General features: G+C 38.7%; 10 protein-coding genes and 1 pseudogene. All 11 read right to left on the reverse strand.

Annotation, left to right across the window (positions count from 1 at the left end; all coding sequences use genetic code 11):
* Positions 1–5: 5 nt before the first annotated feature.
* Positions 6–1,010: an NAD-dependent epimerase gene (locus AACQ42_RS02490; RefSeq protein WP_094166260.1), complete on the reverse strand. Its 1,005-nt coding sequence runs from the start codon at positions 1,008–1,010 to the stop codon at positions 6–8.
* Positions 1,011–1,061: 51 nt separating this feature from the next.
* Entirely contained in the window at positions 1,062–2,228 is a 1,167-nt protein-coding gene (locus AACQ42_RS02495; protein WP_094166261.1) for a nucleotide sugar dehydrogenase, read from the reverse strand.
* Between the two features lie 235 nt (positions 2,229–2,463).
* Complete coding sequence (locus AACQ42_RS02500) at positions 2,464–3,012, reverse strand: sugar transferase (protein WP_094166262.1); 549 nt, start codon at positions 3,010–3,012, stop codon at positions 2,464–2,466.
* Positions 3,009–3,926: an NAD-dependent epimerase/dehydratase family protein gene (locus AACQ42_RS02505; RefSeq protein ID WP_094166263.1), complete on the reverse strand. Its 918-nt coding sequence runs from the start codon at positions 3,924–3,926 to the stop codon at positions 3,009–3,011. Before AACQ42_RS02505 ends, AACQ42_RS02500 begins: the two co-directional genes overlap by 4 nt.
* A gap of 9 nt (positions 3,927–3,935) precedes the next feature.
* Positions 3,936–4,259: pseudogene (locus AACQ42_RS02510) on the reverse strand (protein CapI); the annotation flags it as partial.
* 22 nt (positions 4,260–4,281) lie between these two features.
* Entirely contained in the window at positions 4,282–5,373 is a 1,092-nt protein-coding gene (locus AACQ42_RS02515; protein WP_094166264.1) for an ISAs1 family transposase, read from the reverse strand.
* A gap of 376 nt (positions 5,374–5,749) precedes the next feature.
* The gene (locus tag AACQ42_RS02525) at positions 5,750–6,655 is read right to left on the reverse strand and encodes a glycosyltransferase (protein WP_094166265.1); all 906 of its coding nucleotides are present in this window, start codon (positions 6,653–6,655) and stop codon (positions 5,750–5,752) included.
* 80 nt (positions 6,656–6,735) lie between these two features.
* Positions 6,736–7,986 carry an O-antigen polymerase gene (locus AACQ42_RS02530; protein WP_094166266.1) on the reverse strand — a complete coding sequence of 417 codons (1,251 nt, stop codon included), beginning with the start codon at positions 7,984–7,986 and terminating at the stop codon, positions 6,736–6,738.
* The gene (locus AACQ42_RS02535; protein WP_094166267.1) at positions 7,889–8,500 is read right to left on the reverse strand and encodes a DapH/DapD/GlmU-related protein; all 612 of its coding nucleotides are present in this window, start codon (positions 8,498–8,500) and stop codon (positions 7,889–7,891) included. The genes AACQ42_RS02530 and AACQ42_RS02535 overlap by 98 nt, the downstream gene beginning before the upstream one ends.
* Complete coding sequence (locus AACQ42_RS02540; protein WP_094166268.1) at positions 8,487–9,638, reverse strand: glycosyltransferase family 4 protein; 1,152 nt, start codon at positions 9,636–9,638, stop codon at positions 8,487–8,489. The genes AACQ42_RS02535 and AACQ42_RS02540 overlap by 14 nt, the downstream gene beginning before the upstream one ends.
* Positions 9,625–9,870: asparagine synthase-related protein (locus tag AACQ42_RS02545; RefSeq protein WP_094166269.1), on the reverse strand; the 246-nt coding region annotated here is incomplete at its 5' end. The genes AACQ42_RS02540 and AACQ42_RS02545, both read right to left, overlap by 14 nt.

The following is a 9,870-nucleotide window of genomic DNA, read 5'->3' on the forward strand; positions in this document are numbered from 1 at the left end:
GTTAATTATTTGCTGTAAAAATCTCTATACCAAGCGATAAACTCAGATACACCCTCTCTTAACCCAACTTTAGGCTTATAGCCTGTAGCAGCAAACAAGTCTATCGTATCAGCGTAAGTTTGATAGACATCCCCTGGCTGCATACCACGGAAGTTTTTCTTTGCTTCAAGCCCGAGTTGATCTTCAATCGCTTTCACAAATTCCATCAAATTAATTGGTGAACCATGGCCGATATTATAAATCGCGTAAGGTGCTGAGCTAGTGGCTGGTGTGCCAGACTCTACTTTCCAAGCGGTATTGCGAGTCGGCAGCACATCCGCAATTCGTACTACTCCCTCAACAATATCGTCAACATGGGTAAAATCACGCCACATATCACCATTGTTATTAATATCTATGGTTTCACCAGCTAAAATCTTTTTGGTAAAGATAAATGGGGCCATATCAGGACGCCCCCAAGAACCATAGACGGTAAAAAAGCGCAGGCCTGTAGTTGGAATGTCATAGAGATGAGAGTAGCTATGGGCCATCAGTTCATTAGACTTTTTGGTCGCTGCGTACAGTGAAACAGGGTGATCTACCGTATCTGATGTTGTGAAAGGTGTTTTCGTGTTTAATCCGTATACTGAGCTTGAAGAGGCGTACACCAAGTGTTTCACTTTATTATGGCGACACCCTTCAAGAATGTTCAAATGACCGATTAAGTTTGAATCTGCATAGGCATGCGGGTTTTCAATGGAATAACGAACACCTGCTTGCGCAGCTAAGTGAATTACTCTATCAAACCGCTCTTCGACAAAGAGTTTTTCAATCGCATCACGGTCTGCAATGTCCATCTTAACAAGGCGAAATTGAGGATGTGCAATACGCTCAAGTCGAGCGTGCTTTAAATTTACATCGTAGTAATCATTAATATTATCAATACCGACAACATCATGACCTGCTGCATTGAGCTTCTCTACTGTGGCGCTACCAATAAAACCAGCAGCACCAGTTACTAAATATTTCATATACTAACAACCCAATAATCAAATTATCGTTCTAAGGTTCGGTAACTAAGGCTAGTCGCTACCGAATAAATCACGAGTGTAAACCTTTGCTTCAACATCACGAATCTCTTCAACCATCCGGTTAGAAACGATCACATCACAGGTTGACTTAAATTCTTCTAGATCCTTAATGACTTGTGAATGGAAGAACTCATCCTCTTGAAGTACTGGTTCATAAACTACAACTTCAATGCCTTTTGCTTTGATGCGTTTCATTACACCTTGAATACTTGATGCTCGGAAATTGTCAGATCCTGATTTCATAATTAGGCGGTAAATACCCACACGTTTCGGGTTGCGGCTAATAATTGAATCGGCTACGAAGTCTTTACGAGTCCGGTTAGCATCAACAATTGCACCAATAATTTCATTAGGCACATCTTCATAGTTCGCGCGAAGCTGTTTGGTGTCTTTCGGTAGACAGTAGCCGCCATAACCAAATGATGGGTTGTTGTAATGGCTACCAATACGAGGGTCCAAACCGATACCTTCGATAATTTGGCGAGAGTTTAAACCATGTGTTTCAGCATAAGTATCAAGTTCATTAAAATACGCTACGCGAAGTGCCAAGTAGGTATTTGAGAAGAGTTTTACTGCTTCCGCTTCTGTAGAATCAGTAAAGAGTACTGGTACATCCTTGTCTAGTGCGCCTTCTAAAAGAAGTTCTGCGAAGACTTTAGCACGCTCTGATTGCTCACCGACAATAATACGTGATGGATGCAGGTTGTCGTAAAGGGCACGCCCTTCACGTAAAAATTCTGGTGAGAAAATAAGGTTTTCACAACCAAGCTCTTCTGAGATACGTTTGGTATAGCCTACTGGCACCGTTGATTTGATCACCATCACTGCATCAGGGTTAATCGCCATAACATCAGCTATTACTGCCTCGACTGACTTGGTATTAAAATAGTTTGTTTGCGGGTCATAATCGGTTGGCGTCGCTATAACGACATACCCTGCGTCTTTATAAGCAAGCTCTTTATCTAGCGTTGCTGTAAAGTTTAGGTCTTTATTCGCAAAAAAGTCTGAAATTTCCGCATCTACAATTGGCGACTGTTTACGGTTAAGAAGCGCGACCTTTTCTTCAATAATATCTACAGCAATAACTTCATGGTTTTGCGCCAGAAGCATCGCATTTGACAAGCCTACGTAACCTGTACCTGCAATGGCAATTTTCATGTATTTTGTCTCTTGAGAGGTTTTGTTATCACGATATTTCTAACGTGTGATGTTTGAGACACCTCAAACTATGGTTCTCAATTTCAGTCCAAACCTACTATTGGGAAAGATCACTGTTGTCTCAATTTGGAATTACTGACGATCAAGTGTCTCTGGTATGCAATACTCGATATTGTAAGATTTTGTTTTTATTTGAGTAGAGAAGAATAATAGGATCCACTCTAATAGTTAAGCACTATTTGACGGCATCACCAGATCCACTGCCTGTCGCTGTCATCAAGATGTACTTGAAGTAATCTTTCAAAGTCAAAGAATCTATCATCTGTTTATCAGTTTTAGCCAAAAGCTCTGGCGTCGACATATCGATGTTTTGCACTTGAGCAAGGCCCGTAATGCCAGGCAATACATCATAAACACCTTGCGCGTCACGCTCTTTAATCAATTCTTCTTGATTAAATAAATTAGGTCGAGGACCGACTAAACTCATTTCACCTTTAACCACATTAATCAACTGAGGTAATTCATCAATCTTGGTTTTACGAAGAAAGCTACCTAGTTTTGTAATCGAAGCGTTATTTGCCAAATGACTTGCCACTGATTTCGTTTCTACTGACATAGTACGAAACTTGATTAGCTTAAAAGGTTTTTTGTTACGGCCAACTCGCTCTTGTACGAAGATCGGTGAGCCTGTATCAAAGAGACCCAAAACAACAACCACCAAAAGAACCGGCCACAGCAACAGCAAACCAAAAAATGCTGCCAAAAAGTCTATTATACGAATCATTTTCGTCCTTTATTCAGTTGCGACATAACCTCTTCCATCGAATGTGGGGGAGTCCAGTTCAACAGTTGTTTCAAATTGGAATTATCAACATGTAGGTTACCAACTAGTTGTTCGACAAGCTGAGTTTTTCCTGTCAACTTCCCTACAAGGAGAAACAAACCAGCAGGAATTGGGAATTGAATAATTTTTCTATTCAACCCTCGCGCTATTTGGTTAGTAAACTCGCCTATCGAGACTGTCTCACCTTCACTTGCTAAAAACACCTGACCACTCGCGTTTGGATGCGTAGCACAACATATAAGAAGGTCAGCTAAGTTTTGTGCTGCGATAAAATCACGCTTATTATTAATCGTACCAAACGGAAGGAAAGGAGCTCGTGCTATCAGTTTACTCAATAACCCGAAATTACCCGGAGCATCTACCCCATACACGAGTGTTGGTCGAACTATAACAACTTCAAGCCCAGTCTCTTTTGCAATTTTCTTCAAGCCTTGCTCAGCGAAGAGCTTAGAGCGCGTATAATCATTATCAGGTGCAAATGGGCTATTGGGTGCCAATGGTTCTTCAAAAGTGTTGGCCCCATGCACACCAATCGAGCTAACAAATACAAACCTTTTGACACCAGCCAATGCAGCTTCGCGCGCTAAATGTAATGCACCATCCACGTTTACCTGCTGGTAATCATCACTGGTGAATGTTCGTGAGTGAGCAAGCGCAGCAAGGTGGATAATGGCATCAATACCATTAAAAGCACCAGACCAATCAGTTTGTCTATCAAGTGTACTAATCGAATATTGCTCGCAACTCCAATGATTACAGTTGTCATTTGCACGTGTAACAATACGCTTTATATTGGTGTCACCACAAAAGTGGCTTCCTATGAAGCCACTACTACCGGTCAGTAATATATTCATCAATTAAAACTATTTTTGATTTGCATTGTGATTCGACGACTCCTTAACTGAGTAATGTTCGCGGTACCATACGATAAACTCAGCGGCACCGTTTTCCAAGTTCACCTGAGACTTGTAGCCTGCCACCTTGAACAAATCCGTTGTGTCTGCATAAGTTCGATAAACATCTCCAGGCTGCATCTTTCTAAAGTTTTTCTTAGCTTCAACGCCAATTTCAACTTCAAGTGCTTTAATGAAGTCCATCAAGTTCACGGGAGAACCGTGACCAATATTATAAACGGCGTATGGTGCAGAACTCGATGCAGGCGTACCTGTTTCGACTTTCCACTCATTAGTCACAGAAACCGCATGAACATCACCGCCCGGTAAGGCTTTCGAGAACCTTACTTAGATAGTTTTCGTCCATTGCGCAGTTCATCCGTTTGCGTTTAATACCACCTTTAAAGGTGGTTTCACTCTTTAATAGGTTCAAACACATCTGCCTGATCCTTGCTAAAGCCTCTGCGCGATCAAGGGACCAATGCATGGCCTCTACGCCCCAATGAGAACGCGTCGCTTCAAGCAGCGTTTGGGCTTCTAATTCTTTAGAGCATATATAGTAACGAATACTCACATCTTGCTCTGTCGCCACAGACGATTCTTGGCGAATCGAAGCGACGATACCCATTGATTTAAGCTCTGGCCATTCATACTCAATATCACCTAGAACAGACAAATCGCGATTCACTAAAGCCACTCTCGTTTCGATTCTTCCGTGACTTTTTTCTTGTGTACTGTAAGAGAGGCCATCAAAGTCTTGAAGCATGTCCATTCGAAAATAATCATCAAAGGCTTGCTCAAGCATTCCCTGATTCCCTTTAACTGCCAACAAATAATCCGCTTCTTTATCGAGGATTTTCTGCGCTATTTTCTTTTGGCATCCCATTGCATCAATCGTAACCAAGCAGCCTTTTTCCTCTAGCAAGTCAAGTAGCTTGGGGATCGCGGTAATTTCATTACTTTTACTATCAACCTTCTGTTGGCCGATACTCATTCCGTTTGCAGTAGCAAAAGCGTTCACCATGTGGATCGTTCCTTTACCTTTCGAGCGGTCATAAGAGCCACGTAATGTTTTGCCGTCGATGGCGATGACTTCTCCATCCGTCAGTGTATGGCAGTCCTTCATCCAGGCTATAAAGCTTCTTTGCAACGCTGCCGGATTCATCATGCCCATCACTCGAGACAGCGTATCTGCAGAAGGAATACCAGCTTCAAAGTGACCATATCGTTTAAGGAAATCTAAGCGAGCATTGCCAAAATCGATAATGCCATCCCAGCCATCATGACCCGACAAAACGCCACAAATTGTCAGCAAAATAATATCTGATAATTTGTGATCTACTTTGCTTTCTTGTCGGTAGTCTTTAATGATTTGGAAATGCATAAATGGGTTGGTTAACTCGCTCATATTTAGGCTCCTATATTGTCTAGGAGCAATTAGAAAACAACGAAAATGATCTACAAGCCGATCTTTATGCGGTTTCCCTGAATTCTTTAGCTCCTAGATTTTTTGAGCTGATGTAATATCTCACCGTGACTTCCGACTCTTTCGTCACCGCTTCTTCTTGTCTTACAGAAACAACGATAACCACTGTTTTTAGCTCGAGCCAGTCAAACTCTAAGTCACCTAAAACACTCAAGTCTGTATTGTTAATGCCAACCTAGTCTCTTGTCTGCTTCGTGATTTTTCACTGGTTATTCTAGGAGATTCATGATTCTTTAGAGCAATACATCAATACGCCTGAACCCTTTTTCCATAAAGGGTTTTAATGATCGTGCTCTGGTTAAATCCCAATCAACTTCTTAATAGTTAGAAGTAACAAAGCCAAAGTAAACATTAATTTATCCAATAACCGCCTTCTACATTTAAAACTACAAAGCAATAGTTTAAAAAAGCTCCAGACACTATTTTCTCTGATTAATGCGATAGGCTTTTCATTTTGTAAGAGGAATGACGCTTGAATCATCACTTTATCTAAAGCGTCACCACTTAAAACAACCTTAGCTCTCTCTAAAATAGCAGTAATACCGCTGTTAGCACCAACTTGATTTGATTCGTGCTGTCTATATAGCATCAAAGGTTCACTGCCAATAAACCATTTATAACCATTAGAGCGAGCAAAGCTGTAGCAAAACCAATCATGTAGCCAAAGATCAGCAATTTTACTCGAGTTCTTAGCAAGTACGGACTTAATACTTGATGCAAGATTTTCATTCATAACAAAAGTACAGCCAGGTCCTGCCGACTCAAACAAATAGTCATAACTGGTTTGATCATAATCCTTTTTGATCAAGGCTTCTTTACCATTTGCCCAGAATGCTTGTACATTTCCAGAATAAGCGCTTGCTTGATTAGATAAAAGTAGCTCTATGGAGTTCGACAGTTTATTTCCCAACCAAATGTCATCTTGATCTGCAAATGCAACATAATCGTACTGTGAAAAGTCTACTTTCAGCAGTAAGTTGAAGAAATTTTGACCAGCACTACCATAGCGCTTGCCATATTCCATAATATTAACATTTTTGAGTTTGCTATACTGCTGTAATATTTCTAAGCTTTTATCTGTTGATAAGTCTAAACTAACATATAAGAAAACTTCAACATCTTTCTGCTCTAAGATAGAATCTAGTTGTTCCTTGAGATATTTCTCGCCATTATATGCAGCTAGTAAAACACATACTTTCTTCATTAAAACACCAGAGTAAATTTAAACACAAAATACTAGCCAGAATGTCTGCCAGACATAAATAATCGCATTGTTAGTCTAATTCACATTAAAAATTTAACTTTCAAAGAACAAACCAACAAAGACAGAAGAGAAATAACCCCCAAAACAAAAGAAACTTTTAACAAATAATAGGCCAAGTTAATTGTATAATCATGAAAAATACTAAAAACAATTGCATTAATAAATATCACATAACAAAATATAGAGAAGGTAGATACGCGATTCAAAAACCTACTATATAAAAATTGACTTACTAAGCCAAATAAAAAGGCATAAAGTAAAAAGGCATACCCAAAACTACTATAATACACTCCTAAAGCTGTAAATACATTTGTCTGATAATACTCATTGTAGTCAATAAATTCTAGAGGCATATTTTTGACATTATAATATGCAGAAGATAAACCAAGAGAGTGGAACTTATTATTAATGGACAGTAAATCTCCCCAAGGAACTTCCACTGAACCATTGACTACAAAATTAAGAGCCCTGATCCCTCCAGACAAATAAACAATTAAATAGTCTAACCCCACTAAGAAACTATCCTCAGTCCCTCTAATAATACTAAAAGAAAGTATGAATAGTATAGAAATAATAACGAGGGGAAAAATCGCATGAGACAACTTTATCTTTCGAGCATAAAGCAGCAATGAAATAAATGTAACAATGCCCATCATGAAAAAAGACCTAGAGCCGTCAACTATCGTTAGAATCAATGTAAACAATGTGACTAAATACAAAAAAAACATACTACTTTCATATTCAGACAAACGACTAACCAGAAGGTAAGTTGACAATCCAAATGTAACTTGTAAAACACCAATATGAAACGAATAGTAAGGAATCAATGGACTCCCTTCAATGACTGACATTCTGTACAAGTAAAAAAATTGAGGGCCAATAGTCAAAACCTGAAATATAATTTGAAGAAAGTAGTATACGTTTACCAAGGTTAATATCATTAGGAAAAGGTAGTGAAGTTGATAGTTCTGGCAACCGCTTGAAATAGAAGATTTAACTATGATCACCTTAGATATTAATATCCCAATACAAAAAGCAATGTAGAACAAAGTTACAAAAACCCATACTTCGATATCAATTCCATCGGAAAAAATAGCACCAAGGAGCGACGCCCCCCCCCATGTCATTGATATCAGAAATATAGGAGAGAGAAGTAAACCTACCAAGCCCGATTTAGTTCGAAGAAACATCTTTTTCCAACACCCACTCACCCTTAACGCTACAATATACCTTGATGACCTGAGCCGGATTACCCGCGATAATAAGATCATCACCAAAGCTCCTTGTTACAACAGAATTAGCACCAATTACCGTGTTATTGCCAATAGAAACGCCAGGTAATATAGCAACACCTTCTCCAATCCATACATTATCCCCAATGCTTATTGGGTATGTTTCTAAATGCCTTTCTGACGCGATCTCGCTTGGGTGACTTTGCCTGTTACCTTTATAAGCACCATGATTGTGATCCGAAATATAAACTCTACTGGCTATTAAGACATTGTCACCAAAAGTTATATTACTGGCTGCAGCTAAATGCACATTGTCATTAATTTGACAGTTTCTACCAAAAACGATTTTCCTACTTTTATTACCTATAGGAAAACAGTCTATTCTGCAGTGACGACCAGTAGTCAAGCCTCTACCGAAATCAATGAGATTTCTGTTTCTGATGTAAATAGGCTGCCGAACTAAACGACAACTACCAAAAAATATTTTTGTCATTACAAATGCGTACAGCAATCCAATGAAACCACCAAAACCATAAGACTTAAGAACGCTCATTGCCAAACACCTTCCTGTAAAAATCACAACGACGTTGGCTTAGTCTATCATTAGAGTACTCTTTAGCCATTAATAAATTAGATTTTGAACCAACAGTATAAATCTGTGGGTTGTTGATAACTTCTAGAATTTTACTCGCCAATCCATCGATGTCTCTTGGCTCTACTAGATAAGATTCATCGAGTATTTCCTTAAAACCAGGTAAAGTAGTAGCTACTACAGGTAACGCATAAGACATAGCTTCTAAAGTTGCTCTTGGGATACCTTCAGATAAACTCGGCTGTATATAAAGATCTGACTCGCGATACAATTTTGCCAACTCCTTTTCTCCCAAAATTCCATGGAAGATTACAGAGTCGTAAACTTTTAACTCTGAAGCTAACTGCTCATAGTCATCATCTGGATGACCACCTGCGACATGTAATTCAAAATTCTTGTTTGATAAGTTTTTAAGTAATCTAAGACATTTAAGCAACTCTGGAATTCCTTTACGTCTATTTATTCCACCTGCAAAAAGAATTTTGTAGTATTCATTTAAAGGCGCATTTTTACTTTCTGCTACAAACGATTCCAACTTTACGTTACTACATACCTCTGAGCATCTGTTTGGATATTTATTACGCAAGTATTCGGATACATATATAACAGCTGAAGCCTTACTAGCAATAACTCTAGACATCATATTAAAAACTGATGTGAGTAGAAAGCCAAACTTTTTAGAAGAAAATTGATCAGAGTCAGCAGCAAACTCTAGAGAATAGCTCTTCCCTAGTAATATACACAACACAGCACAAAATAACCCCACTACACTTGGATAGTTAATAACAACAAAGTCATTGCTTTTCAGAAGCTTAATTATATTAATCAATTTTAACGGTTTAAAAAGATCAAAATAACCAAGATCAGAAAATGTACTGGATATGTTATTATTTTTAATCCGTTCAAAACCTTGAGGAGCATTAGGCACCGTTTTCAAACGTGTTATTAGTGAAACCGACGCAACTGAAGTCTCAAAAAAACGATCAAAATAGCTCTCTGGTAGGCCTACGGCAGTGTATAAATCACCACCCTGTAAATAAAACCTGAAGTCATGAACGTAAACAATCTTACGTATTTTCTTAAAACTACTCATCGTCATTATTCATCCATTTATGATACCAGAGCTGGAAAACAAGTATCGTCCAAAGTTTATAGGAAGCATGACGATTGCCTAAATTTAGCTTGTGAATCAACTCGTCGACTTCACAGAATCTAAATATTCCTTGAGATTCGATATAATTTTCTGAAAAAAACAAACTGTATTTATCCAATAATGTTTCTTTCATCCATTTTCCGACCGGAATATTAAAACCTTTTTTCGGCCTTTCCAT

This window comes from Vibrio sp. V12_P9A6T4 (assembly GCF_963874835.1).
Lineage (GTDB): Bacteria > Pseudomonadota > Gammaproteobacteria > Enterobacterales > Vibrionaceae > Vibrio > Vibrio anguillarum.

Coding starts and splice junctions, on each gene's coding strand:
- AACQ42_RS02495 (WP_094166261.1), bottom strand. CDS start 2,228: ATGAAAATTGCCATTGCAGGTACAGGTTACGTAGGCTTGTCAAATGCG.
- AACQ42_RS02515 (WP_094166264.1), bottom strand. CDS start 5,373: ATGAGCGAGTTAACCAACCCATTTATGCATTTCCAAATCATTAAAGAC.
- AACQ42_RS02490 (WP_094166260.1), bottom strand. CDS start 1,010: ATGAAATATTTAGTAACTGGTGCTGCTGGTTTTATTGGTAGCGCCACA.
- AACQ42_RS02540 (WP_094166268.1), bottom strand. CDS start 9,638: ATGACGATGAGTAGTTTTAAGAAAATACGTAAGATTGTTTACGTTCAT.
- AACQ42_RS02535 (WP_094166267.1), bottom strand. CDS start 8,500: ATGAGCGTTCTTAAGTCTTATGGTTTTGGTGGTTTCATTGGATTGCTG.
- AACQ42_RS02505 (WP_094166263.1), bottom strand. CDS start 3,926: ATGAATATATTACTGACCGGTAGTAGTGGCTTCATAGGAAGCCACTTT.
- AACQ42_RS02500 (WP_094166262.1), bottom strand. CDS start 3,012: ATGATTCGTATAATAGACTTTTTGGCAGCATTTTTTGGTTTGCTGTTG.
- AACQ42_RS02525 (WP_094166265.1), bottom strand. CDS start 6,655: ATGAAGAAAGTATGTGTTTTACTAGCTGCATATAATGGCGAGAAATAT.
- AACQ42_RS02530 (WP_094166266.1), bottom strand. CDS start 7,986: ATGATCTTATTATCGCGGGTAATCCGGCTCAGGTCATCAAGGTATATT.